26 protein-coding genes are annotated in these 24315 nt (G+C 67.9%); 10 read left to right on the top strand and 16 right to left on the bottom strand.

Annotated features, from left to right (window positions below; translation table 11 throughout):
* Positions 1 to 148: 148 nt before the first annotated feature.
* The 7 genes from ACEN9N_RS22205 to ACEN9N_RS22175 all read right to left on the bottom strand — a co-directional run bounded on the left by ACEN9N_RS22205 (position 149) and on the right by ACEN9N_RS22175 (position 8592).
* Positions 149 to 859 carry a helix-turn-helix domain-containing protein gene (locus tag ACEN9N_RS22205; protein WP_495654541.1) on the bottom strand — a complete coding sequence of 237 codons (711 nt, stop codon included), beginning with the start codon at positions 857 to 859 and terminating at the stop codon, positions 149 to 151.
* Positions 860 to 943: 84 nt separating this feature from the next.
* The gene (locus tag ACEN9N_RS22200; protein ID WP_495654540.1) at positions 944 to 2095 is read right to left on the bottom strand and encodes an SLC13 family permease; all 1152 of its coding nucleotides are present in this window, start codon (positions 2093 to 2095) and stop codon (positions 944 to 946) included.
* Positions 2092 to 3345: an MFS transporter gene (locus tag ACEN9N_RS22195; protein ID WP_495654539.1), complete on the bottom strand. Its 1254-nt coding sequence runs from the start codon at positions 3343 to 3345 to the stop codon at positions 2092 to 2094. The genes ACEN9N_RS22200 and ACEN9N_RS22195 overlap by 4 nt, the downstream gene beginning before the upstream one ends.
* 18 nt (positions 3346 to 3363) lie before the next feature.
* A complete protein-coding gene (locus ACEN9N_RS22190; RefSeq protein WP_495654538.1) occupies positions 3364 to 4116 on the bottom strand; it encodes a hypothetical protein in 753 nt (250 codons plus the stop codon).
* A gap of 149 nt (positions 4117 to 4265) precedes the next feature.
* Entirely contained in the window at positions 4266 to 5621 is a 1356-nt protein-coding gene (locus ACEN9N_RS22185; protein ID WP_495654537.1) for a sigma-54-dependent transcriptional regulator, read from the bottom strand.
* Entirely contained in the window at positions 5606 to 7066 is a 1461-nt protein-coding gene (locus ACEN9N_RS22180) for a sensor histidine kinase (RefSeq protein WP_495654536.1), read from the bottom strand. Before ACEN9N_RS22180 ends, ACEN9N_RS22185 begins: the two co-directional genes overlap by 16 nt.
* On the bottom strand, positions 7063 to 8592 hold the full coding sequence (locus tag ACEN9N_RS22175; protein WP_495654535.1) for a class I adenylate-forming enzyme family protein: 1530 nt from the start codon (positions 8590 to 8592) through the stop codon (positions 7063 to 7065). The genes ACEN9N_RS22180 and ACEN9N_RS22175 overlap by 4 nt, the downstream gene beginning before the upstream one ends.
* A 195-nt stretch (positions 8593 to 8787) precedes the next feature.
* On the opposite strand from ACEN9N_RS22175, the gene ACEN9N_RS22170 reads away from it, so the two are divergent.
* Together ACEN9N_RS22170 and ACEN9N_RS22165 are read left to right on the top strand one after the other, a co-directional pair.
* Complete coding sequence (locus ACEN9N_RS22170; protein ID WP_413313359.1) at positions 8788 to 9030, top strand: GlsB/YeaQ/YmgE family stress response membrane protein; 243 nt, start codon at positions 8788 to 8790, stop codon at positions 9028 to 9030.
* A 13-nt stretch (positions 9031 to 9043) separates the two neighbouring features.
* The gene (locus ACEN9N_RS22165) at positions 9044 to 9538 is read left to right on the top strand and encodes a hypothetical protein (protein WP_007830173.1); all 495 of its coding nucleotides are present in this window, start codon (positions 9044 to 9046) and stop codon (positions 9536 to 9538) included.
* Positions 9539 to 9553: 15 nt separating this feature from the next.
* On the opposite strand, the gene ACEN9N_RS22160 is transcribed toward ACEN9N_RS22165, so the two are convergent.
* From ACEN9N_RS22160 to ACEN9N_RS22120, 9 genes are all read right to left on the bottom strand, one after another.
* On the bottom strand, positions 9554 to 10981 hold the full coding sequence (locus ACEN9N_RS22160; RefSeq protein ID WP_495654534.1) for a glycosyltransferase family protein: 1428 nt from the start codon (positions 10979 to 10981) through the stop codon (positions 9554 to 9556).
* A gap of 46 nt (positions 10982 to 11027) precedes the next feature.
* Positions 11028 to 12134 carry a DegT/DnrJ/EryC1/StrS family aminotransferase gene (locus tag ACEN9N_RS22155; RefSeq protein ID WP_495654533.1) on the bottom strand — a complete coding sequence of 369 codons (1107 nt, stop codon included), beginning with the start codon at positions 12132 to 12134 and terminating at the stop codon, positions 11028 to 11030.
* Complete coding sequence (locus ACEN9N_RS22150) at positions 12131 to 13084, bottom strand: Gfo/Idh/MocA family protein (protein ID WP_495654532.1); 954 nt, start codon at positions 13082 to 13084, stop codon at positions 12131 to 12133. Before ACEN9N_RS22150 ends, ACEN9N_RS22155 begins: the two co-directional genes overlap by 4 nt.
* A gap of 19 nt (positions 13085 to 13103) precedes the next feature.
* Entirely contained in the window at positions 13104 to 13880 is a 777-nt protein-coding gene (locus tag ACEN9N_RS22145; protein ID WP_413313338.1) for a hypothetical protein, read from the bottom strand.
* Positions 13877 to 15238: a glycosyltransferase gene (locus tag ACEN9N_RS22140; RefSeq protein WP_495654531.1), complete on the bottom strand. Its 1362-nt coding sequence runs from the start codon at positions 15236 to 15238 to the stop codon at positions 13877 to 13879. The genes ACEN9N_RS22145 and ACEN9N_RS22140 overlap by 4 nt, the downstream gene beginning before the upstream one ends.
* A gap of 101 nt (positions 15239 to 15339) precedes the next feature.
* Complete coding sequence (gene lipA, locus ACEN9N_RS22135; protein WP_007830183.1) at positions 15340 to 16341, bottom strand: lipoyl synthase; 1002 nt, start codon at positions 16339 to 16341, stop codon at positions 15340 to 15342.
* Positions 16342 to 16348: 7 nt separating this feature from the next.
* Positions 16349 to 17065, bottom strand: a complete 717-nt coding sequence (gene lipB, locus ACEN9N_RS22130) for a lipoyl(octanoyl) transferase LipB (RefSeq protein WP_413313334.1) — start codon at positions 17063 to 17065, stop codon at positions 16349 to 16351.
* A gap of 31 nt (positions 17066 to 17096) precedes the next feature.
* Positions 17097 to 17405: a YbeD family protein gene (locus ACEN9N_RS22125; RefSeq protein ID WP_007830185.1), complete on the bottom strand. Its 309-nt coding sequence runs from the start codon at positions 17403 to 17405 to the stop codon at positions 17097 to 17099.
* Positions 17402 to 18295 carry a D-amino acid aminotransferase gene (locus ACEN9N_RS22120; RefSeq protein WP_478179202.1) on the bottom strand — a complete coding sequence of 298 codons (894 nt, stop codon included), beginning with the start codon at positions 18293 to 18295 and terminating at the stop codon, positions 17402 to 17404. The genes ACEN9N_RS22125 and ACEN9N_RS22120 overlap by 4 nt, the downstream gene beginning before the upstream one ends.
* A 157-nt stretch (positions 18296 to 18452) precedes the next feature.
* Between ACEN9N_RS22120 and ACEN9N_RS22115 the strand changes: the two genes are divergently transcribed.
* From ACEN9N_RS22115 to ACEN9N_RS22080, 8 genes are all read left to right on the top strand, one after another.
* Positions 18453 to 18938 carry an ATP synthase subunit I gene (locus ACEN9N_RS22115; RefSeq protein ID WP_007830187.1) on the top strand — a complete coding sequence of 162 codons (486 nt, stop codon included), beginning with the start codon at positions 18453 to 18455 and terminating at the stop codon, positions 18936 to 18938.
* 4 nt (positions 18939 to 18942) lie between these two features.
* Positions 18943 to 19812: a F0F1 ATP synthase subunit A gene (atpB, locus tag ACEN9N_RS22110; RefSeq protein ID WP_007830189.1), complete on the top strand. Its 870-nt coding sequence runs from the start codon at positions 18943 to 18945 to the stop codon at positions 19810 to 19812.
* A gap of 61 nt (positions 19813 to 19873) precedes the next feature.
* Entirely contained in the window at positions 19874 to 20137 is a 264-nt protein-coding gene (gene atpE / locus ACEN9N_RS22105) for a F0F1 ATP synthase subunit C (protein ID WP_007830191.1), read from the top strand.
* A gap of 81 nt (positions 20138 to 20218) precedes the next feature.
* The gene (locus ACEN9N_RS22100; RefSeq protein WP_007830193.1) at positions 20219 to 20689 is read left to right on the top strand and encodes a F0F1 ATP synthase subunit B; all 471 of its coding nucleotides are present in this window, start codon (positions 20219 to 20221) and stop codon (positions 20687 to 20689) included.
* A gap of 8 nt (positions 20690 to 20697) precedes the next feature.
* Positions 20698 to 21228, top strand: coding sequence for a F0F1 ATP synthase subunit delta (locus ACEN9N_RS22095; protein ID WP_007830197.1), 531 nt, complete (start codon positions 20698 to 20700; stop codon positions 21226 to 21228).
* A 39-nt stretch (positions 21229 to 21267) separates the two neighbouring features.
* Complete coding sequence (gene atpA, locus ACEN9N_RS22090) at positions 21268 to 22881, top strand: F0F1 ATP synthase subunit alpha (RefSeq protein ID WP_007830199.1); 1614 nt, start codon at positions 21268 to 21270, stop codon at positions 22879 to 22881.
* A gap of 33 nt (positions 22882 to 22914) precedes the next feature.
* The gene (gene atpG / locus ACEN9N_RS22085) at positions 22915 to 23790 is read left to right on the top strand and encodes a F0F1 ATP synthase subunit gamma (RefSeq protein WP_007830201.1); all 876 of its coding nucleotides are present in this window, start codon (positions 22915 to 22917) and stop codon (positions 23788 to 23790) included.
* 89 nt (positions 23791 to 23879) lie between these two features.
* Positions 23880 to 24266, top strand: coding sequence for a hypothetical protein (locus ACEN9N_RS22080; RefSeq protein ID WP_007830202.1), 387 nt, complete (start codon positions 23880 to 23882; stop codon positions 24264 to 24266).
* Positions 24267 to 24315 lie beyond the last annotated feature (49 nt).

Raw genomic sequence — 24315 nt, 5'->3', positions numbered from 1 at the left:
GCGCAACGATGGTTTTCTCTCCTGCTCCTTCCCGCTCTGGGGGAAGGTCGGGATGGGGGCAGGCCTTGGAGCAGGTGCTGCGCCGTTTCCGAAGCCGCCGTGCCCCCACCCCGGCCCTCCCACAGCGGGGGAGGGAGAAATGCCGAAGTCAGCAGCGAAGCGCCGCCGTGAGCGCCGATGGCGAGCGATAGCCTGTGCGGCGCGCCGTCTCCGCCACGCTCATTCCGCCGAGCCGCAGCTCGCGTGCATGCGCCAGCCGCAGCGAGCGCAGCCAGTGCATCGCGCCCATGCCCTGTTCGTCTCGGCAGCGCTGCGCGAACTGGCTCGGGCTGAGGCAGGCGGCACCGGCCAGGTCGGCCACGCCCAGCGGTTCGTGCCAGCGGGCGCGGGCCCAGTCGGCGAGCACAGGCCAGTCGATGCGACGGCGGCGTGAATCCGAATGAGAGGGCGGCTCGGGGTTCCAGGCTTCCAGCAGCAGCGCGGGCCCGTTCTGCAGGGCAAGGGCCGAGGCCTTCGGCTGCCGCAGGCATTGCGCCAGGTAGCGCGCCAGCGTGTGCAGCTGCGGCGCACCGGGCGGTGCGCGCTCGGCGCAGCGGGCCCATGCCGCGTGTGTGGTGTCGAGCACCAGGCACACGCTGCCTTGCTTGCGCGCGCTGAAGTCGTGCCGGTCGCCGGGTGCGACCACCTGCGCCTCGCCCACGCCGATGCCGGCACCGCGGCCTTCCACTTCGATCTCCAGCACGCCGTCGAGGCCGATCAGCACCTGGAAATGGTCGTGCGCGTGGCTGCCGTGCGAGTCGCCGTAGTTGCGCAGCGAGAGTGCGTGGCTCGTCGGCGGGGAAGAGGCAGGGGTGTACATGTTCTTGCGTATTGTCCGCGCAGCCTCTTCGAGGCGGCCGGCTGCCGGCCGCGGCACGCCACGCCATAGGCGCGCGCGGCGCCATCAACCGAGCCGCAGCAGCACCGCCGACGCCGCGCACACGATCAGAAACGGAATGCTGATGCGGTGGAACTCGCGCAGCCCGTGCGGCACCTTGGCCAGCCGCAGCGCGATCAGGTTGGCCAGCGAGCCCAGCACGCAGCCGAAGCCGCCCACGCTCACGCCGGCCGCGAGCGCGGGCAGGTCGTGCACGTAGCGGTCCAGCAGGATGGTTGCCGGTACGTTGCTGATGAATTGCGAGGTGACGATGGCCGCGAAGTATGCGCGCCAGCCTTCGGCAATCGGCCACCGCCCCACGGTCGCGGCCACGGCTGGCAGCTCGGCGAGCTGGCGCAGGTCGACGAACATCAGCGCGATGATCGCCAGCAGCGCCCAGTCGACATCGCGCAGCACGCGGCGCTGGAACAGCAGGTAGGCGCCGAACACCACGGCCAGGCCCGCCAGCAGCCAGTGCCGGTCGAGTGCGACAACGAAGCCCACGAACAGCACGCCCGACAGCGCCAGCAGGCGCGGCCGCACCGCGGCAGGCTCGGCGGCGGGCTTGAGCGCGATCGGCGTTCGCGGCGCCAGCAGCCACACGGCCACGACCAGCCAGAGCAGCATGACGAGCACCGTGGGCGCCATCATGGCCATGAAGCCGCCGAAGCTCTCGCCGGTGCGGTGCCACAGGTACAGGTTCTGCGGGTTGCCGATGGGCGTGAGGGCAGAGCCCGCGTTCACCGCCAGCGCTTCCAGCACCACCAGCCGCGCCAGCGGCAGGTGCGCCTGCGTGGCCAGCACGCGCGTGAGCGGCACCAGCAGGAACAGGCTCACGTCGTTGGTGACGAGCGCCGACAGCACGGCGGCGGTGGCGGTGAGCAGCAGCGCGAGCTGGCGCAGGTTGGTGGTGCGTGCGAGCAGGCGCTGCGCGGCCGATTGCAGCATGCCGCTCCTCTCCACCCCCTGCGTGATCGCGAGCAGCCCGGCCAGGGCTCCCACGGTCTGCCAGTCGACCAGCGCGAGCCAGTCCATCGGTGCGCGCGGCCGCAAGAAGGCGAACACCACAGCCACCGCCAGCAGCACCCAGAGCAGGCCATTGCCGCCGCTTTCGTGCGGCAACGGGGCGTTGTCGTCGGGGGCGGCAGGAGGCAGGACGGGCGCAGTGTCTTTGGTCATGGGGCGGTGGTGGTCAGGGCGGAGGCGGCCGGCGCGCTCGCGGGAGAAGAACGAGGCCGGTGGCGAGTTTCGGGCATTGCCAGGGCAAACAGCGTCAGGGCCCCGGCCGCAATGCCCGCGAGCATGACAAATGCCGTGCCGTAGCCGGCCAGGTGCGCGACCGTGCCCGCGACCAGGTTGCTGAGCGCAGCGCCCAGCCCCACGCAGGCCCCACCGAGGCCGAGCGCGAAGTTGAAGTGGCCGCTGCCGCGCGTCAGGTCGCCGATCATCAGTGTGAACATGGCGCCGAAGACGGCCGCGCCGATGCCGTCGAGCACCTGCAGCGCCAGCAGCGCGGCAGGGCTGTCGGCCAGCAGGTAGAGCAGCCCGCGCACCGGCAGCACCGCGAAGCCGACCAGGAAGATCGGCTTGCGCGCGAGCCGAGGCGCCCAGCGACCGACCGCGAGGCCGATCGGGATGGTCACCAGCTGCGTGACGATCACCCCGCCCGAGAGCCACAGCGTGGCTGAGCTGCCGGACTGCGTGCCGACCTTCTGCGCCACCAGCGTGAGCATCGCGGCATTGGCCAGGTGGAACAGGAAGGCGCAGGCGAGCAGCACGAAGAGGCGGTGGTCGTGCCAGCGTGCCGTGGAGGGCGCACCGCCGGCGTGCGCATCGGCGCCGCGCGCAAGGCGCAGGTCGATGTCTCGGTGGCGGATCGCGAGCGCCGCCGCGATGGTCGGCAGCGCCATCGCCACCGCATAGAAGAACATCGCATGCGGCCCGAAGGCATGGCCCACCCAGCCGGTGCCCAGTGCCCACAGCACCGTGCCGGCCGCCGTGATCGCGACGTTGCGGCCGATGCGGGCATCCAGCCCCGCACGGCCCACCATGCCCAGGCTGATGGCGGCGATGGCGGGCGCAACCAGCGTGCCGGCCGCGCCGATCAGCGACTGTCCCGCGAGGATGACGCCGTATCCCGGCCAGTTCGCCATGACCACGAGGCAGCTCGCGATGAGCGCGATGGCCCCGGCGATCCAGCGCGGCTTGTGCCGCACGCTGTCGATCAGCGCGCCGGCCGGCGCCTGCATCGCCAGCCCGACCAGCGCCGAGACGAACATCACGGTGCCGATGCGCTGCGGATTCCAGGCGAGCGTGCCGGCCATGAAGACGATCAGGAACGGACCGACGCCGCCCTGGATGTCGGGCGCGAAGAAGGCGAGTGCGTCGAGTGCGCGCAGGCTGCGGCGGGAGGGGGCGGCGGTGGTCATGGCGGGCCGGTGCGGGGATCAGGAAGCGGGCGCTGGCGGGGGCGGCATCATCATCGGCGCGGCGGGCGGCATGGGACCGGCGCCGCGCGGACCCCAGGGGACACCGGCCCCGCCGAACACTTCGCGCACCGTGTCGGCGGTCGGGCCGAGGCTCGTCGCTTCGAGGGCGGTGCCTTGTGCGCCGCGCGTGCCCCAGCCGCGCGCATGCAACTGCGCGCCGGGCTGCAGCTGGGCGCCGTACATCGCGCCGATGTGCGGCGGGAAGCGCACGATGGTCTTGTCGGCGAGCACCACGCCGTGCACGTCGCCGCGGTCGGTGTACAGCAGGCGCTCGATGCGGCCCCCCGCCGACATGGCCACGAGCGTGCCCGGGTCGCGCAGCGGCGGCGGGGCCATGCCCGGCATCGGCGGCTGGTCGGTCACGCTACGGCCGTTGGCGCCGATGGTCTGTGCGCGCACCACCGGCACGCTGGGGGCGCGCCAGCCGCTGACCTGCGCCGTGTCGCCGGGCCTGAGCATCTGCATCATGGCGGCCGAGAGGTGCGGTGGAAAGGCGACCTGCGTGCCATCGGAAAGCAAGAGGCCATCGGCCTCGCCGTTCGGGTTGATCAGCCATTGCTGCACGCGGCCGGTGGCAACCATCCCGGCCTGGAATGCGATGGCGCCGTGCGGCGGGGGCATGGGCCCGTGCGGCGGCGCGGGTGGCAGCTGGGCGAAGGCGGCGCTGCCGGCCAGCAGGCAGGCGGCGGTGAGGGCGAGGCGGGAGGTCATGACGGTTCCTTGTGGAATGGAGACCCCATCGACATCTCACACAACGTGCCAGCGCATGAACCCTTTGAAATCAACGACTTGCGCGCACCGTGCGGGCGGCGGCCGCATGATCCGGGGACACCATGCGTCCGCTTTCCGGACGCTTCGTCTCAGTCGATCCCGTACTGCGTCAGCTTGCGATAGAGCAATTGACGGTGAATGCCCAGGCGGCGTGCGGCCTCGGCACGGTTGCCCTGCGTTTGGGCCAGCGCGTGGGCGATCAGCAGGCGCTCGAGCTTTTCGACGGCGGCGGGCAGTTCGCCTTCGAGCCACTCGGCCGGCACCGTGTCGGACGCTTCGCCGCGTGGCGCGGCCCCGGGTCCGATGGCCAGGTCCGCCGCGCCGATCACGCGGTGCCGTACCAGCGCATGGCAGCGCTCCATCACGTTGCGCAGTTCGCGCACGTTGCCGGGCCATGGGTGGCTCAGCAGCCGTTGCGCGGCCTCGGCCGACAGCGCCTTCGGCGCATCGGATGCGGCCGCGCGGCGCAGGAAGTGCTCGGCCAGCGGGATGATGTCGGCCAGCCGCTCGCGCAGCGGCGGCATGCGGATCGACAGCACGTCGAGCCGGTACAGCAAGTCTTCGCGAAAACGGCCCTCGCGCACGGCGGCGGCCAGGTCGCGGTGCGTCGCGGCGATCACGCGCACGTCGACCTTCACCGTCCGGTGGCTGCCCAGCGGCGTGACCTCGCCCTCCTGCAACGCACGCAGGATCTTGGCCTGCACGTCCAGTGCCATGTCGCCGATCTCGTCGAGCAGCAGCACGCCGCCATCGGCCGCGCGAAAGCAGCCGGGGCGTTCGCCGCTCGCGCCGGTGAAGGCGCCGCGCACGTGGCCGAAGAGTTCGCTTTCGAGCAGCTCCTTCGGAATCGCCGAGCAGTTGACGGCCACGAAGGGCCGGCCGGCGCGGGCCGAATGGCGGTGCAGCGCGCGCGCCACCATTTCCTTGCCGGTGCCGGTTTCGCCGAGGACCAGCACCGGCATCGCGCTGGCGGCGGCCAGGCCGATGCGCTTGTGCACCTCGCGCATCGCGTGGCTCGGGCCGATCAGGTTGCTGCCGTCGCCGTCCTGCGGCACACCGGAGGGCGACGCTGCCGCGTGCTGCTGCAGCGCGCGTTCCAGCACCTCGCGCACCGCCTCGCGGCTGATCGGCTTGGCCAGGTGATCGAAGGCGCCCAGGCGCATCGCCTCGATGGTGTTGCCCGCGCTCGCGAACGCCGTGAGCACGATCACCGGCGGCAGGCGCACGAGCCTGGCCTGCATGGCTGCGAGCGTCTGCAGGCCATCCATGCCGGCCATGCGGTGGTCGAGGAACACGGCGTCGAAGCGCTCGCGCGACGACGACAGCGTTTCCAGCGCCTCGGCGCCGCTGGCCGTCGCCACCACGCCGTGGCCGAGGCCCTGCAGTGTTTCGGCAAGCGTGTCGCGGAAGGCGTTGTCGTCGTCGACGATCAGGATGTGCGCCACGGAAGCTCCAGTTCGAAGCGGGTGCCCGGTTGCATGGGAACATGATGCAGCTCGCCGCCGTGCGCCAGCGCCACTTCGCGCGCCAGCGCCAGGCCCAGCCCGGTGCCGTCGGCGCGGCCGGTGGCAAAGGGCTCGAAGAGGCTGGCCTGCAGCGGTTCGGGTACGCCCGGGCCGTCGTCGTCCACGCGGATGAGCAGCATGCGCGCATCGGGCTGCACGACGGCCAGCACCACGTGGCCGCCGCGCGGCGCATGGCGCACGGCGTTGTCGAGCAGGTTGTCGACGGCGCGCGCAAGGTGTACCGGGTCGAACACGGCGCTGGCGGGCAAGTCGTGATGCAGCGAGATCTGCACGCCGCCCGCCGCTGCCTTCGGCGCGACGGCGGCCACGCGCTCTTCGAGCCAGCGATGAAGCGCCACCTCGGCCGGTGCGAGGGCTACCGGCTGCACTAGCGCGAGCAGGCTTTGCACGAGGCCGTCGAGCCGGTCGATCTGCCCCACGATGACCTGCAGCGCCTGGCCCTGCCGCTCGGGCGCGGCGGCCAGTGCGTTCTCGGCCTTCAGCCGCATCGTGGCGATCGGGTTGCGGATCTCGTGGGCGATGCCGCCGGTCATGCGGCCGAGCGCCGCCAGGCGCTGGTCGCGGCTGTGCTGCTGAGCGGCCGCTCGCACGTTCATGCGCGCCTCCTCGAAGCGCAGGCGGTAGCGGTTGAAGCCGTCGACGATGCGGTCGAGTTCGTGCACGCCGGTGCGCGGCAGCTCGGGCATGGCATCGCCGTCCGCATCGGCCTGCGCGAGCCGGGTTTCGAGGCGCTGCACATGGCGCAGTCCGCGTCGAAGGATGAAGCCAAGCCAAAGGCCCGATGCCAGCACCAGCGCCAGCAGGACGCTCAGGCCGGTGCGCAGGCTGTCCTGCGCGGCCAGCGCGCCGCTGCTGGTGCGAGTCATGGTCCACGCCGCCAGGTCGTTGCTCGGCGCGGCCAGCGGGCAGGCCGAGACGATCAGCGCCTCACGGCTGCCGCGCACCACATCGGTCTGCGGCTGCCGGGTGCGCGCCGCGAGCTGTGCCATCTCGGCGATCAGCGGCTGCTCGGCCACGGGCACGTCGCGCTTGACGCCGCTGCCTTCGTAGGTGGGGTAGGCATAGGCCAGCTGTCCGCCGGCGGCCTGCCACACGCCGCCCTCGACATGGGGCGATTCGATCAGCACCAGCTGCAGCAGCACCTGCAGCAGATCGACTTGCGGCTGCGCCGGGGAAGGTGCGGCCGCCGACCTGGCATAGCGCGCCGCGATCGCGCGGCACGACTGCTCGGTCGCAGCGCGCCCCGCAGCCACCTGCGCGCCGGCACTGCTTCGGTAGAGCGTGAGCATCACCACGGCCAGGGCGGCGCACATGCCGAACAGAAGCATCCAGAAGAAGACCAGCTGACCGCGAAGGGATTTCATCCACCGCGTTCACGCAGTTCGCGCTTGAGCACCTTGCCGATGGCGCTGCGCGGCAGCTCCTCGATGAAGGAGAGACGTGCCAGTCGCTGCGTCTTGCCGAGCTGGGCGTTGGTCCATTGCAGCAGCGCGTCCTCGGTTGTGCTGTCACCCTCGCGGCGCACCACGAAGGCCACTGGCGTTTCGCCCCATTGCTCCGACGGCACTCCGATCACCGCCACGTCGGCCACCGCCGCATGGCCGCGCAGCACGGCCTCGAGGTCGCTCGGGTAGATGTTGAAGCCGCCGCTGATGATCATGTCCTTCTTGCGGTCGAACAACGTGAGGAAGCCGTCGGCGTCGAAGCGCCCCACGTCGCCGGTGCGGATGAAGCGCTTGCCGGTGGCGTCGAACCATTCGGCCTCGCGCGTCTTCTCGGGTTGGCGGTGGTAGCCGGTCATCATGCCGCCCGAGTGGCCCACCACCTCGCCGGCCACCTCGGTGTTGCCGCGCGGCAGTTCGTTGCCTTCCTCGTCGATCAGGCGGATGTCGCTGCCCTCGGCGGGCTGGCCTACCGTGTGCAGCTTGGTCGGGTGCAGGTGCGCCTCCAGGATGCAGGTGCCGCCGCCCTCGGTCATGCCGTAGAACTCGATCAGCCCGCCGGGCCAGCGCTTGAGCACGTCGGCCTTGAGCGCGGCGTTGAAGGGCGCGCTGGTGCTGAACTTGAAGCGGAACGACGACAGGTCGTGCGCGTCGAAGCGCGGATGCGCCATCAACCGCTGGTACTGCACCGGCACGAGCATGGTGTGCGTCACGCGGCGTTGCTCGGCCAGCTGCAGGTAGCCGAGCGCGTCGAACTTGGGCATCAGCACCACGCAGCCGCCGAAGGCGATGGTGGGGAAGAACACCACCAGCGTGGTGTTGGAGTACAGCGGCGTTGACAGCAGCGTGACGGTGTCGGGACCGTATTCGTATTTGGCGCCGCGCTGTACGTGGGCCCAGCGCATGCCGTGGCCCTGCACGATGCCCTTGGGCTCGCCCGTGGTGCCCGACGAATAGATGATGTTGAAGGGCCACGAAGGCTGCGTCTCCACGGCCTTGGGCTGCACACCTGCCGGCGCGAGCCAGCCTTCGAAGTCGCGGCCCACGTTCGAGCCGTCGAGCGCAATGCGTGCAATGCCGCCTTCCTTCGCGGGGCCGATCACCTCGGCGGCCGAGGCGTCGCTGAACAGGATGCGCGCATCGGCATCCTCGATCATCCGGGCCAGGCTGGCGGGCGTGGAGCCTGGCGCCAGCGGGGCCACCGCGACGCCCGCGCGCAGCGCGCCCAGGAACACCGCCGCGTAGTTCACCGACGACGAGGCGCAGATGGCGATGGCATCGCCGGGCTGGAGCCCGTCGCGCTGCAGGCTGGCCGCGACGCGGTCCATGAGCGCGTCGAGTGCGCGGTAGTCCAGCGTGCGCCCGGCATCGGCCAGCGCGGCGTGGTCGGGCGTGTGTTGCGCATGGAGGCGGACCAGATCGGCAATGGCGCCGAAATTGCGTTCCATTTCGGCTTGAACGGCAGGGCGCGTTTGCAAGGTCATTCCTTCTTCTTGAGCAGCCGGCAGGATAGCGAAATGCTGCCGCTTTCGGCCAGCTCCTTGGCGACCGCGCGGCTGTCGGAGGGCGTACCGTCAGGCCGCGCTCAGGATGGGCGGGCAACGATCCCGCATCATCTTTTTTCAACAGACAGGGAGTCTCTCTTGCACATCATCTGGACCATCTTGATCGGCTTCATCGCGGGGCTGATCGCCCGCGCCATCTTTCCGGGCAACAACTCCATGGGGTTCATCCTCACCGTGGTCCTGGGCATTGCCGGGTCGCTGGTGGCGACCTATGCAGGACAGGCCCTGGGGCTGTACGCTGCGGGCGCGGGCGCCGGCTTCATCGCCTCGGTGATCGGCGCGGCCCTGCTGCTCGGGGTCTGGCATCTCGTGGCCCGGTAACAAGGAGATCTCCATGGGTTTACTCGACATCCTCCAGCAGGCCATCGGCGGCAACGGCAGCCCCGAGGCCCACCTCGACAAGGTCACGCAGCAGGCATCGACCGACGAAGTCGGTGCGGGGCTCGCCGCGGCCATGCGATCCGACCAGACGCCGCCTTTCGGCGACATGGTGGGCAAGCTGTTCGGCCAGTCGTCGCCGCAGCAGCAGGCCGGCGTGCTCAACCAGATCCTGGCCACGCTGGGCCCGGCAGCGGCCTCGGCGCTGGCCGGCGGCGTGCTCGGCCGCATGCTGCAGCCGGGGCAGACGCAGGTCACGCCCGACCAGGCCTCGCAGCTGTCGCCTGCGCAGGTGACCGAGATTGCCGCGCATGCCGAGCAGCAGCACGCGGGCGTGATCGACGAGGTGAGCCGGTTCTATGCGCAGCACTCGGGGCTGATCAAGACACTGGGCGGCGCGGCGATTGCCATCGCGCTGGCGAAGATGAAGGAGAACGCCACGCGCGGTTGAGGCTGCGCGGCCCCGTCAGCGGGACGACTCGGTTGTTTCGGGCTGCGCCGTGTCGCCGCCGCATTCGTACGCATCGCGCGCCAGGCTGCGCCGGTTCCATAAATGCATGGATGCCGCACGCTGCGGCGTCAGCTGCGTCGGGAAATGCACGAAGTGGCTGTCGGCGGTCGCGTAGATCGCGGGCGCGTCCAGCGACAGCGTGTCCACCACCTGGGCTTCGGTGACGAGGCCGTGGGCATTGAAGACATTCGCGAAGTAGGTCTGGTCGCCGCCGTTGGCGTGCACCGACGAGCGGTCGGGCGCGGCCTCGATCTGCCGGCAGATGTCTTCCACCAGCGCGTGCATCGCGGGCGTGTTGCGCACGCCGACCACGCTGGAGTTCATGTTCCAGGCCGTGTGGTCGTTGCCCACCAGCGCCTGCCGGCCGTCGACCAGCGGCTCCATGCGCAGCGACTGGTTCATGGCCAGGATGTCCGCATCGATCCACAGCAGGAACTCGTGCTCCGCGAGGTGGCGCCGCATGACGTGCGGCTTGGCCCACGAGCCTGTCAGGCCGTTTGCAAAGCCGGGCACCTTGCGGTAGAGGTGGTAGCCGTAGCCATGGCGCAGGCAGTAGCGCGCGAGGCTTTCTTCGTGGATGCGGCCGTAGCTGGCGATGTGGTGCGTGTAGATGCTGACGAAGGCGATGCGCGCGCCGGGGTTCAGGTGCAGGTCGTCCCCGGGTGGGGGCGTGGTCCCGGCGAGTAAGAGGAAGGGCGGGCGTTCGTCGGCGGCCAGGGCCGCGGCGTCCTCCACGAGGTTCTGCACGCCGCGGAAGTCGTAGTCCAGCGCCGGCGTCCACTGGTTTCCGGCGCCTGCGCGGCGCCAGGTGGGCGCGTCGCTGGCCACCAGCGGGCGCACCCCCTGGATCGATTCGTAGTAGCTGCCCGCGGGCCAGTTGGCCTGCACATTGGCGTGGATGCCGTTGGGCAGGGGAAGGGCGCAGGGGCGGGGCGGGAAGACATGGGCGACCAGCGCGTTCTCGGGCTGCTCGTTGTCCTCCAGGATGCGCACTGCCCAATGGGAGACATGGTCGACCAACTGGCGCACCTGCTCGCGCACCGCGGCCGTGTTGCGCAGCAGCAGCATGCTGGTGTTGCAGAGCGCGTCGTCGTCGGGTTGCGCGCAGACCAGCGCGTCGATGCCGTCGAACACCTCTTCCAGCGATCGGGGCCAGTAGACGACAGCGAACTGGTCGAGTACCAGCAGCAGGCTGCCCTCGTCGGCTTGCGCCAGGTGCTGGTAGATCGCGTGGTAGCGGAAGAAGACCGGCTGGCGCGGACCCCACACATGGGTGCTGTCGGCGATGCGGTGCGCATAGCCGTACCGGCGCGCATAGGCTGCGTGGTTCTCGACCAGGCCCTCGACAGGGCGTGTGGCCAGCGTGGTCAGGATGGTGGCCATCTGATCCGTTCTCCCTTTCGATGTGGTCCCGCGGCGTTGGCTGCCGCTATGCGTCGGAAGCTTGCCGTACGACGCCGATGATGTACTCGATTTCCTCGTCGCCGAGCATCGGATAGAGCGGCAATGCGAGTGAGCAGCCGGCCAGTTTTTCGCTGTGCGGCAGGGCGCGGGTGCCGTGCCAGGGCCGCAGCGCCTCGTGCAGGTGCAGCGGTTGCTCGTAGTAGATCCGGGTGGCGATTCCGGATGCCGCCAGCTGCGCCGCGAAGGCCGCGCGTTCGCGGGGGCCGGGCAGGGTGATGACGAAATAGTTCCACGCGTGGCCCGCCGAGCCTCGCGGCAAACCGATCGGACGGTCCGCCCAGGCCGCCATGTAGCGCGCTGCGATGGCGCGCCGTCGCGCGATGTTGTCCGGAAAGTCGTCCAGCGCGGCATTGAGCAGACAGGCCTGCAATTCGTCCATGCGGCTGTTGTGTCCGAGGCAGTGGTGCCGGCCGTCGGCGTAGCCGTGGTTGCGCAGCAGCCGCGCCTTGTGGGCATGCTGCGGATCCCTGAAGGCCAGCGCACCGGCGTCGCCGGCGGCGCCGAGGGTCTTGGTCGGATAGAAGCTCATTGCCGCGGCGTCGCCCCAGGTGCCGGCGGCATGGGCGCCCAGGCATTGCGCGACGTCCTCGACCAGCCACAGCTTCTCGTCGCGGCAGTAGGCGGCCAGTTCGGGCAGGCCGCTCGGGTCGCCGAAGAGGCCGACCGCGAGGATTGCGCGGGTGCGCGGCGTGCGGGCGTCGCGGAAATGCGCGAGCGTCGGCAGGAAGTCGTCCGGCGCACTGTCGACGAAGACCGGCCGCGCGCCCGCGGCGAGCACCGCTTCCGCGCAGGCGACGAAGGTGTAGCTCGGCAGCAGGACCTCGTCCAGCGCGTCTCCTCCGCCCGCGCTTCCGATGCCGAGGCTCTTGAAGGCCAGCAGAAGCGCTTCGGAGCCCGATCCCACCGCCACGGTCTCGCGGCCTTGCAGCAGGCCGGACAGCCGTGCCTCGAAAGCCTCGGCCTGCGGACCGAGGATGTACACGCCGCTGCGCAGCACTGCGGCGAGGGACTGGGCCAGGTGCGCCGCTTTCGGCTCGGTGGATGCGGCCGACCGGAACAGCGGGATCTTCATGCGTGCAGTATCTGGCAAGCCCGGGTCACGGCCGCCAGGCCATCGGCACCCGACGCGACGCGGCTGGCCTGGCCCAGGATGGCGCGCCTGAAGCCGTGGTACTGCCGTGCCAGGGCGTCGTCGCCTGTCGTCGTCGTCGAACGCGCGCCGCTGCGCAGGTCCAGCAACTGCTCCCGGTGGCCGTCGCACACCTGCAATCGAGCGATTGCCGGCGTGCTGGCGTAGCCGCTCTCGAATTCGGCGACCAACGTGCCCAGCCGCACGCGCGCACGCACGCTGTGCACGTCGATGTGCCGTGCGAGCACTTCCATTGGCGCTTCCGCGGGAATCGCGCACAGCCAGGCGAGCAGGTCGAGGTCGTGCACCATCAGGTCCAGCACGCTGTCCCTGGCCATGGCAACGCGCGTCGAATAGCGGCGAAACCGCATGAACGGACGCTGGTCCTGGCGGTGGCTTGCCGCGGCATTGCGCAGCCGGGCGAGGAGCACGGTGCCGAACACGGGGTTGAAGCGCTCGATGTGGCCGGTGCTCAGCGTCACGCCGCATTGCCGCGCCGTGCGGATCATCAGGGCACCGTCGTGCCGGTCGATGCAAAGCGGCTTTTCGACCAGCACGTGGCAGCCGCGCCGCATCAACGACAGGGCAAGCTCGGCGTGCGCGTCGTCGCTGGTGGCAACGGTGGCCGACGCGATGCCCGGCGGCAGGTCGTCAAGGCTGGACAGCAATGGCAGCGCCGCGAGTTCTGCGCCGGCGCGGGCCGACGACGAGCAATCCACGAGGGCGCGCAGCTGGAAGCCGCGCAGGGCGAGGAGCTTTCGGGCGTGGATGCTGCCGAAGCGGCCAAGGCCCACGATCGCATGGGCCAGTGCGGCGTCGACTGGGCTCGCGGCCGCCGTATCGGCGGCGATGGCGGTCGTGCTGTCGTCGCGGGCTGGCGTCGTGAAGGTCATCGAGGCATCGATGGATGTGTCATCGCATCGCGTCGCGCAGCCGATCCGCCACGGCCTGCAGATGCGCGCCGCGGATGACGTGCTTGTAGACGCCGGCCGCGACGCGTTCCTCCCCGAAGATTTCGAAGGCGGGTTTGGTGGCGGGGGCCTCCGCCAGTTCATAGCGCGTGGGCTGCGCGGCGAAGAGGCATTCCCGGCCGTAAGCCTGGGCGCCGAACTCGGCGATGAAGCCCGCCAGCTCGCGTTCCAGCTGGCCGCCGAAGCTGTGCGCGTAACCGTGCATGTCGTCGAGCTTGGCCTGCAACTCGGGGCCGTCGAGCTCGACCATGACATGGCGCTCGGAAGCCAGCCGTGCCGGTGGACTCGGATGGCCCACGGTGGGATAGCCGAGCGATACGACCGTGCGGCCGCGCGCCACGGCGTGCGCGGCGACCTGGTTGGCCAGCAGGCGGCACAGGTCGTGCGAAGGGTTGTAGTCCTCGGCTTCATCGGCAACGATGCAGTCGATGCCTTGCTCCACGACGTGCGTCGTCAAGGCGTGGACCCACTGCGTGAACAGGCGCGTGTCGCCTTCGAGCAGCGCCCGGTAGATGTCGGCATCGGCAACCGGCTGCACCACATCCGCAATCCAGCGGGCCCCCGCGCGTGCGAGGTTGTCGATCGTCGGTTCGAGCCGCGGCACGCCGCTCGAACCGGCGCCGTTGGTCAGCACCACGAAATCCGGCCGCTCGTTGCGCAGCCACTTCCACAGCAGCAGTTCGTGCCCCGAATGGGCGGCGATCACCAGCGCCTTCATGCGCGCGGACTGCCGGGCCGGACGAGGGTTGATACCCGCCGCAGCGGTCCGGTCACACGCCACGAACGGCTGGCGTAGACCTCGCGCAGCTGTGCCTGGAGCAGGGCGAGTTCGGTGCGCGCCTGCCGGGTCTGCTGCTCGGCTTCGGCCAGCCGTGCGTTGCAGTCGGCGTTCGATTGCGCCGCCTGTGCAGCCTGCGCGGCGGTCTGCATGGCGATCTGCGCTGCGGCCTGCATGGCGGCGAGCTCCATCTGCCGGCGTGCCTCTTCGGCCTGGCGTTGCAGCTCTGCCTGCAGCGCGTCGATTCGAGCCTGATGCATGCGTTGATGGTCGTTGAAGGATTGCTGAAGCCACCCGATGTGCTGCTGCAAGGACGCAACAGCCAGATGCGCCGCCGACGGGTTGCCGCGCCGGATCCAGTCCTCCATATAGCGGGCCACCTCATTCGCGCGCTGGCTTGCGGGCACCTCGATCACGGGGTGCTGCAGGGCCATGCGCTGCGCGCAGCGCTCAAGCGCGCCGAGCGTTGCGTCGAGGCCGCCATGCGCACGCATCCATTCGCCGGCCTTGCCCGCATCCTCGGCGTCGTATCGATCGAGTTCGGCGCCCACGTTCTCCCGCGTGATCGGCCGGATCAGCAGCGCCCGGCCGAAATTCCAGCGCCGCGCGTGGGCCACGGTGGCCGCCGTCACCATCTCGCCCATGCCCGAACTCGGATCGAGCACCACCACCGCGTTGCCGGTGCACAGTGCCTCGGTGGCGCAGCGCCCCTTGCCGAAGACGATGTCGTAGCGGCCGAGTGCCTCGGCCGGGTCGGGCAGGTGGTTGCCGGTGCCGCTGCCGATCACGTCCAGCGACAGTCCGCGCTGCACGCAGGCGGCGCGGATTTCCTCGAGCTGCGCGTCGTGCGAGGCGTAGTTGCTGAAGACCAGCGCCGTCCGGGGCCGGGCCGGCAGCCCGCCGCGCCGCGGAAAGCGCGAAAGATCGATCCCGTTCTGGATCAGCTCGATGCGTTCGCGCGCGATGCCGAACTCGTGCACCAGGCGCTCGGCGCAGTTCTCGTCGACGGCCACATGGCATACGACCTGCGTGAACTGCGCCGGGCGTCCGTGTTCGGCGCTTCGGTCGTGGCATATCGTGAGGACCGGCACGTCGTGGAAATGCAGCAGCGCGCGAACCGTCTCGTGGTGGGTGTTGCCGATGATCACGTCCGGCCGCGCCGCAATGTCGCTCAGTTCGGTGACGCAGGCAATCGAGGCAAAGCGCAGTTCGTCGGCCATGTCCCCGAAGGCCGTTGCAAAGATCGTGACGGCGTGGCCGCGGCGGCGCAGCCACAGCGCCAGGTCGCGGGTGAACATTTCCGCCCCCGTGCGATGCACGAGATAGCACATCGCCAGCAGGATGTGCAGGGGCCTGCCTGACTGCGGCGCGTCCGCCGCTGGGACGGTCGCCGCGGCGTTCAATCGAGCGAGGGCGCGCCGGCCAGAACGTGTCCTGCCTGCTGGTCGGCGTGGTAGCTGGAGCGCACCATCGCGCCCACGGCCGCGTGGCTGAAGCCCATCTTGTAGGCCTCTTCCTCGAACATCTTGAAGGTGTCCGGGTGCACGTAGCGGCGCACCGGCAGGTGCGAGCCCGACGGCGACAGGTACTGGCCGATGGTCAGCATGTCGATGCCGTGCGCGCGCATGTCGCGCATGACCTGCAGGATCTCCTCGTCGGTCTCGCCGAGGCCCACCATGATGCCGCTCTTGGTCGGCACGTCGGGGTGCAGCGCCTTGAACTTCTTCAGCAGGTTCAGGCTGAACTGGTAGTCGCTGCCGGGGCGCGCTTCCTTGTACAGGCGCGGCGCGGTCTCGAGGTTGTGGTTCATCACGTCGGGCGGCGCGGCCTTGAGGATTTCAAGGGCGCGGTCGTCGCGGCCGCGGAAGTCGGGCACGAGGATCTCGATCTGCGTCGTCGGCGAGAGCTCGCGGATGTTGCGGATGCAGTCGACGAAGTGCTGGCTGCCGCCGTCGCGCAGGTCGTCGCGGTCGACGCTGGTGATCACCACGTACTTCAGGCGCAGCTTGGCGATGGTCTTGGCCAGGTTGAGCGGCTCGTCCTTGTCGAGCGGGTCGGGGCGGCCATGGCCCACGTCGCAGAACGGGCAGCGGCGCGTGCACTTGTCGCCCATGATCATGAAGGTGGCCGTGCCATTGCCGAAGCATTCGCCGATGTTCGGGCACGAGGCCTCTTCGCAGACCGTGTGCAGGTTGCTCTCGCGCAGGATCTGCTTGATCTCGTAGAAGCGCGTGGTCGGGCTGCCGGCCTTGACGCGGATCCACTCGGGCTTCTTGAGCACCTCGCCCTGCTGCACCACCTTGACGGGGATGCGCGAGAGCTTGGCCGCGGCCTTCTGCTTGGCCAGCGGGTTGTAGTTTTCGGCGCTTTGGGCGTCGCGGACGACTTCTGTGGTGCTCATTGGTGTGTCAAGGCGCGAGGAAGGCGCCGAGCTTCTGGCTCAGCACCGTGGCGGCTTCTTCCCATGTGGTTTGGATGCCGATTGTAGAAAGGTCGACCGTCTGCAGCCCCGCATACCCGCATGGGTTGATGCGGGAGAAGGGTTCGAGGTCCATCTCGACATTGAGCGCCACGCCGTGGTAGGTGGCGTGGCGGCTCACCTTGATGCCCAGCGCGGCGATCTTGCCGAGACCGCGAAACGGGTCGCCCGCAGGCAGCGGGCCGGCCAGCGCCGAACCGTTTGAAGGCGATGCTTTCAGCATCGCGTGCGAGAACGGGTCGTCCAGCCGTACGTAGATGCCCGGTGCGCTCGCCACGCGGTGGCCGGTGACGCCGAAATGAGCCAGCGTGCGCAGCACCGATTCCTCGATGCGATAGACGTATTCCTTGACGAAGTAGCCCGCGCGGCGCAGGTCGATCAGCGGGTAGGCCACCACCTGGCCGGGGCCGTGGAACGTGACCTGGCCGCCGCGGTCGGTCTGCACGACGGGAATGGCGCCGGGGTTCAGGATGTGGTCCTGCTTGCCCGCAATGCCTTGCGTGAAGACCGGGGCGTGTTCGCAAACCCATAGTGCATCGGGCGTGTCCGCTGTGCGCTCCTGCGTGAACTGCTTCATTGCCGCGAAGGTGTCGGCGTAATCGACGCGGCCCAGCGGGCGCAGCTCGATGGCGGCGGTGCCTGTCATGGCGTGGTTCGCCGTGCGGACGGCACGGGGGTCAAAGCACGACCTTGACCATCGGATGCGCCGACAGCGCGCGGTAGATGTCGTCGAGCTGCTCGCGGCTGGTGGCCGTGACGGTGATGGTCACGCCGAGGTAGTTGCCGGCCTTGCTGTCGCGCAGCTCGACGGTGGTGGCGTCGAAGGCGGGATCGAAGCGCTCGGCGATCTGGGTGACGGCGTGCACGAAGCCGTCGACCTTGGCGCCCATCACCTTGATCGGAAACTGCGAGGGGTACTCGATCAGCGATTCCTTGCGCGGATCGGGGATCGCGGTGGTGTCGGTGGTGGTCGTGTTGTCGGTCATGCCGGGGCTCCGTGTTTCTGTGCGTTGTGTTGCTTGGCCTGCTGGTAGGCCGCATACAAGCTCTGGTAGATGGGGCCGGGGCGGCCATTGCCAATAGCCTGCCCGTCGAGGCTCACGACGGGCAGCAGCTCCTTGCTGGCCGAGGAGATCAGCAGCTCGTCGGCGGCGAACACCTCGTCGCGCGAGATAGGGCGCAGCGCGAACGCAATGCCCTGCGCCTTGCACAGGCGCTCGAGCAGCCCGTAGCGGATGCCGGTCAGCACGAGGTTGTTCTTCGGCGGGCCCGCCAGCGTGCCGTCCTTCACGATCCACACGTTGCTCGACGAGGCCTCGCTGAGCCATTCGTCGCGGAACATGATGGTCTCGGTCGCGCCGGCTTCCACGCTGATCTGGCGCGCAAGCACGGCGCCCAGCAGGCTGGTGCTCTTGATGTGGGCCTTCTGCCAGCGGAAGTCGGCCGCGGTGACGCAGGCCACGCCCTTGGCGCGGATGGCATCGGAGATGGGCGGCAGCGGGTTCACCATCACGAACACCGTCGGGCGGATGCCGCGCACCATCGCGTGGTCGCGCGGGGCCACGCCGCGCGTCACCTGAAAGTAAACGGACTGGGGGGCGTTGCCGCCGGGCGCGACCAGCCGCATCACGATCTCGCGCCACTGCGCGAGCGACAGCGGGTTCTCGATCTGCAGTTCGGCGAGCGAGCGGTCGAGGCGGGCCATGTGCTCCTCGAAGCAGAAGGGCTGGCCGAAGTAGACGGGGACGTATTCGTAGATGCCGTCGCCGAAAATGAAGCCTCGGTCGAGGACGCTGATCTTCGCGTCGCGCAGGGCGGTGTATTCGCCATCGAGGTAACAAAGCGTGGCGGGCAGGGCATCGGTGATAGGGTGCATGCCGGAATTATGGTTGCGTGCGCCGCGTCGGGTTCGCGTCAGGGAATGCGGCATCGATTTGCATGCGCGGCAGCACGGGTGGCGGGACAGGCTGGGTTTTTACTTATAATCAATGGCTTTGTAGAAATTCTGGGTCGTCATCCGGGCTTCATTCGAAATGAAAAAAATCGCCCGTCAAGACTCGGAGGTCGCTGAAGACCTCGACGCAGAATTCAAGCCGTTGACCGCCGATGAGGCGCGTGAACTGCGGGCAAAGAACCCTTCGGTCTCCCCATGGCGGGTGGTCGCGGGGCAGTTGGTTGTCGGTCTGGTGGTGGCTCTGGCCGCCTGGGGACTGACGGGGAGGCAAAATCTGGGTTGGTCCGCCGCTTATGGCGCGATCGCGGTGGTCATTCCGGCGGCGGTGTTCGCACGCGGGTTGACCGGCAGGTTCTCTTCCCTGAATCCAGGCACTGCGGTGTTCGGATTCTTCCTCTGGGAAATGGTCAAGATGGCCTTGTCCGTGGCGATGCTGATCGCCGCGCCGAGGCTGATAACGGCGCTGAGCTGGCCAGCAATGCTGATCGGCCTGGTGGTGACAATGAAGGCGGCCTGGTTGGCGGTGATGTTCTCGCCCCGGCGCCGGCAACAACGAGACGAGTAACGGAATGGCTGCTGAAAACGCTGCGGAACATGGTCAGACCGCTGGTGAATACATCGTTCACCACTTGACGCATCTGCAAAGCTCCAAGCCTGCAGGTGTGGCCGATCTTTCGGTCTTCAACTTCGATTCGCTGTTTTTCTCCATCGCTCTGGGTGTCCTGGGCTGCTGGTTGCTCTGGCTGGCTGCACGCAAGGCCACGTCGGGCGTTCCGGGCCGCTTCCAGGCTGCCGTCGAACTGCTGGTTGAAATGGTCGACCAGCAAGCCAAGGGCATCGTCCACAACGCCACGAGCCGCAAGTTCGTCGCACCGCTGGCCCTTACCATCTTCGTGTGGATCTTCCTGCTGAACGCAATGGACCTGTTTCCGGTCGATTTGTTCCCGGCGATCTGGGCCAAGATCTTCCACATCGCGGGTGAAGACCCGCACCACGCCTACCTGCGCGTCGTGCCTACCGCCGACCTCTCGGTGACGATGGGCATGTCGGTGGCCGTGCTGCTGATCTGCATCTTCTACAACATCAAGATCAAGGGCGCCGGCGGCTGGATCCACGAGCTGTTCACCGCACCCTTCGGCAACCACTGGGCGCTGTACCCCTTCAACTTCGCCATGCAGATGATCGAGTTCATCGCCAAGACGGTCTCGCACGGCATGCGGTTGTTCGGCAACATGTACGCCGGCGAACTGATCTTCCTGCTGATCGCCCTGATGGGCGGTGCCTGGTCCGTGTCGGCCACCGGCATCGGCCTGGCCATCGGCCACATCATCGCGGGCACGGCCTGGGCCATCTTCCACATCCTGATCATCACGCTGCAAGCCTTCGTGTTCATGATGCTGACGCTGGTCTACATCGGCCAGGCCCACGATCACCACTGATCATCCGCTTTCGTTTTTTGTTTTTCGTTTTCTCTTCAACCAAAGTCCTCTAGGAGTCATCATGGAAGTTATTAGCTTTGTTGCACTGGCCGCCGGCCTGATCATCGGTCTGGGCGCTGTGGGCGCATGTATCGGCATCGGCATCATGGGCAGCAAGTACCTCGAGTCGGCCGCACGTCAGCCTGAACTCATGGGCGAACTTCAAACCAAGATGTTCCTGCTGGCTGGTCTGATCGACGCCGCTTTCATTATCGGCACCGGTATCGCTCTGTGGTTCGCAACGGCCAACCCGTTCCTGGCTCAGATCGCCAACCTGCCGAAGTAAGTCTTTCTCGTCGGACCTGCGTCGTCGTTCCCTAGTCCCCTAGCGAATGGCTTCGATTCAATCCCAAAGAGAGGGTGAAAAGTGAGCATTACCGGTACCCTGATCGTTCAGATGATCGTGTTCCTGATCCTGGTCGGGTTCACGATGAAGTTCGTGTGGCCGCCGATCGCGAAAGCGCTGGACGACCGCGCTGCGAAGATCGCCGAAGGCCTCGCTGCCGCCGACAAGGCCAAGTCCGAGCTGTCCGCCGCCAACAAGCGCGTGGAAGCCGAACTGGGCCAGGCGCGCAACGAGTCCGCACAGCGTCTTGCCGACGCCGAACGTCGCGCCCAGGCCATCGTTGAAGAGGCCAAGGCCCGCGCGACCGAGGAAGGCAACAAGATCGTTGCAGCCGCACGCGTCGAAGCCGACCAGCAGGCACTGAAGGCCCGTGAAGCCCTGCGCGAGCAGGTTGCTGCACTGGCCGTCAAGGGCGCAGAGCAGATTCTGCGCAAGGAAGTGAATGCGGGCGTTCACGCCGATTTGCTCGCCCGCCTGCAGACCGAACTCTGATAGAAGCCATGGCTGAACTCGCCACCATTGCACGCCCCTACGCCGAGGCGCTTTTCAAGGCGTCGTCGTCCGACGTCGCCGGAACCAGCGTCTGGCTCGAAAAGCTTGCCGCCATCGGAGCCAATCCGGAGCTCCAGCAACTCGCCGACAACCCCAAGGTTACGGCCGAGCAGGTTCTCGGCGTGGTCGCCGGTGCATTCGCTGCGCCGTTGCCCGCAATGGCCCAGAACTTCCTGGCTGCGCTCCTCGAGAACGGGCGTTTCTCGGTGCTGCCGGAAATTGCGAAGCAGTTCCGGACACTGTCCAACGCGAAGAGCGGCTCGTCCGACGCCGTGGTCTACAGCGCTTTCCCGATCGAAGTCTCGGCTCTGGCCAGTGTGGCGGCCGCGCTCGAAAAGCGCTTCGGTCGCAAGCTGCAGGTCACGGTCCAGCAGGAGCCGGAACTGATCGGTGGCATTCGTGTGGTGGTCGGCGACGAGGTGCTCGACACCTCCGTCAAAGCGCGCCTTGAACAAATGAAAGTTGCGCTGGCGGCCTGACCGGTCTCCATCGCCTTACAAAGAAAGAAGGAAAGAGTCATGCAACTCAATCCCGCAGAAATTTCCGAACTGATCAAGAGCCGCATCGAGGGCCTCGGGGTCAGCGCCAACATCCGCAACGAAGGCACCGTGGTTTCGGTGACCGACGGCATCGTGCGCGTGCACGGCCTGTCGGACGCGATGCAAGGCGAAATGCTTGAATTCCCGCCGAGCGCAGACGGCACCCCGTCGTTCGGCCTCGCACTGAACCTCGAGCGCGACTCCGTCGGCGCCGTGATTCTGGGCGAGTACGAGCACATCTCCGAAGGCGACACCGTCAAGTGCACGGGCCGCATCCTGGAAGTGCCCGTGGGTCCTGAACTCATCGGCCGCGTGGTGAATGCCCTGGGCCAGCCGATCGACGGCAAGGGTCCCATCAACGCCAAGATGACCGACGTGATCGAAAAGGTCGCTCCCGGCGTGATCGCACGGAAGTCCGTCGACCAGCCGATGCAGACCGGCCTGAAGTCCGTCGACTCGATGGTGCCCGTCGGCCGTGGCCAGCGCGAGCTGATCATCGGCGACCGCCAGACCGGCAAGACGGCTGTCGCCATCGACGCGATCATCAACCAGAAGGGTCAGAACATGACCTGCGTCTACGTTGCGATCGGCCAGAAGGCTTCGTCGATCAAGAACGTGGTGCGCGCACTCGAACAAGCCGGCGCGATGGACTACACCATCGTGGTGGCGGCATCGGCTTCCGAATCGGCGGCCATGCAGTACGTGTCGGCCTACTCGGGCTGCACGATGGGTGAATACTTCCGCGACCGCGGCCAGGACGCGCTGATCGTCTATGACGACCTGTCCAAGCAAGCCGTGGCCTACCGCCAGGTCTCGCTGCTGCTGCGCCGCCCGCCAGGCCGCGAAGCCTACCCCGGCGACGTGTTCTATCTCCACAGCCGCCTGCTCGAGCGCGCAGCCCGCGTGAACGCCGACTACGTCGAAGCTTTCACCAAGGGTGAAGTCAAGGGCAAGACCGGCTCGCTGACCGCACTGCCGATCATCGAAACGCAAGCCGGCGACGTGTCCGCTTTCGTGCCGACCAACGTGATCTCGATCACCGACGGCCAGATCTTCCTGGAAACCAACCTGTTCAACGCCGGTATCCGTCCCGCCATCAACGCCGGTATTTCGGTGTCGCGCGTGGGTTCGTCGGCGCAGACCAACCTGGTGAAGAACCAGTCCGGCGGTATCCGTACCGACCTGGCGCAGTACCGCGAACTCGCGGCCTTCGCCCAGTTCGCCTCGGACCTCGACGAAGCCACCCGCAAGCAGCTCGACCGCGGTGCCCGCGTGACCGAACTGCTCAAGCAGACCCAGTACAGCCCGCTGCCCATCTCGCTGATGAGCGCCACGCTGTTCGCGGTGAACAAGGGCTTCATGGACGACATCGACGTCAAGAAGGTTCTCTCGTTCGAACACGGCTTCCACCAGTTCCTCAAGTCGAGCCACGCACCCCTGCTGGCCACGATGGAAAAGAACGGCGCCAAGTGGGACCCGAAGCCCGCGAAGGCCGACGACAGCGACGAGAAGAAGGCTTTCAAGAAGGTCTGCCAGGACGCGGAAGCCGAACTGCTGGCCGCCGCCACTTCGTTCAAGAAGTCGTTCGCCTGATCGACGCCTTGATCGACGCAAGAAGGAGCTCTCATGGCAGCTGGTAAGGAAATCCGCGGCAAGATCAAATCGGTGGAAAACACCAAGAAGATCACCAAGGCCATGGAAATGGTCTCGGTTTCCAAGATGCGCAAGGCGCAGGAACGCATGCGCGCCGCTCGCCCCTACAGCGAAAAGATCCGCAACATCGCGGCCAATCTCGGCAAGGCGAACCCGGAGTACACCCACGCGTTCATGAAGACGACCGAGGCCAAGGGCGTCGGTTTCATCATCGTGACCAGCGACAAGGGCCTGTGCGGCGGCTTGAACACCAACCTGCTGCGTGCCGTGACGGCCAAGCTGCGCGAAGCGCAGGCAGCGGGCAACGTGGTCGAGTCGGTTGCCATCGGCAGCAAGGGTCTGGGTTTCCTGAACCGCATCGGCGCCCGCGTGGTGGCGCATGTGACGCATCTGGGTGACACGCCGCATCTCGACAAGCTCATCGGGCCGGTCAAGACGCTGCTCGACGCCTATGCCGAAGGCAAGCTGTCGGCTGTGTACCTGTGCTACACGAAGTTCATCAACACCATCAAGCAAGAGCCGATGGTGGAGCAACTGCTACCGCTGAAGGCCGAGACGCTGCAGGTCGAGTCGGGCCATCATTCGTGGGACTACATCTACGAACCCGACGCGCAAAGCGTGATCGACGAGCTGCTGGTGCGCTACGTGGAATCGCTGGTGTACCAGGCCGTGGCCGAAAACATGGCGTCCGAGCATTCGGCGCGCATGGTGGCCATGAAGGCTGCGACCGACAACGCGGGCAACGTGATCAGCGAACTGAAGCTGGTCTACAACAAGACCCGCCAGGCCGGCATCACCAAGGAGCTGTCCGAGATCGTGTCCGGCGCGGCTGCGGCCGCAGGCGTTTGATCGAGGCAATGCAACAGGCCGCGTTGCTGATCGGACGCGCTCTGCGCGTTCGCTAATCCAAGGCCTATTTTTAGGGGACTCTGCGCAAAATGAAGAAGATTCTTGCCCTGGTGGCGGTTGCCGCCGCCCTGACTGCCTGCTCCAAGAAGGAAGAGGCGCCTGCGCCTGCACCGGCTCCCGCCGCTGCACCCGCAGCGCCCGCTCCGGCCCCAGCTCCCGCAGCAGCGCCGGCCGCTCCCGCCGCAGCAGCCCCGACAGCATCGGCCGACCTGCCGCAGGAGTGCAACGACTACCTCGCCAAGGTGCAGGCGTGCGTTTCTTCGCAAAGCGGTGCTGCCGCCGACGCGATGAAGGCCAACCTCGACCAGACGAAGGCCACCTGGGCTTCGATGGGCGCGGACAAGGCTGCACTGGGCCAGGCCTGCAAGGCAGCTTCGGACGCCTTCGCTGCGCAAGCAACGGCCATGAAGTGCTGATGAGCTGACGACGACAAGAAACTCAAGGGTGCCGGCCCGTCCGGCATTC

Source organism: Variovorax sp. Varisp46 (assembly GCF_059491885.1).
This window is presented reverse-complemented; position numbering and strand designations above follow the sequence as displayed.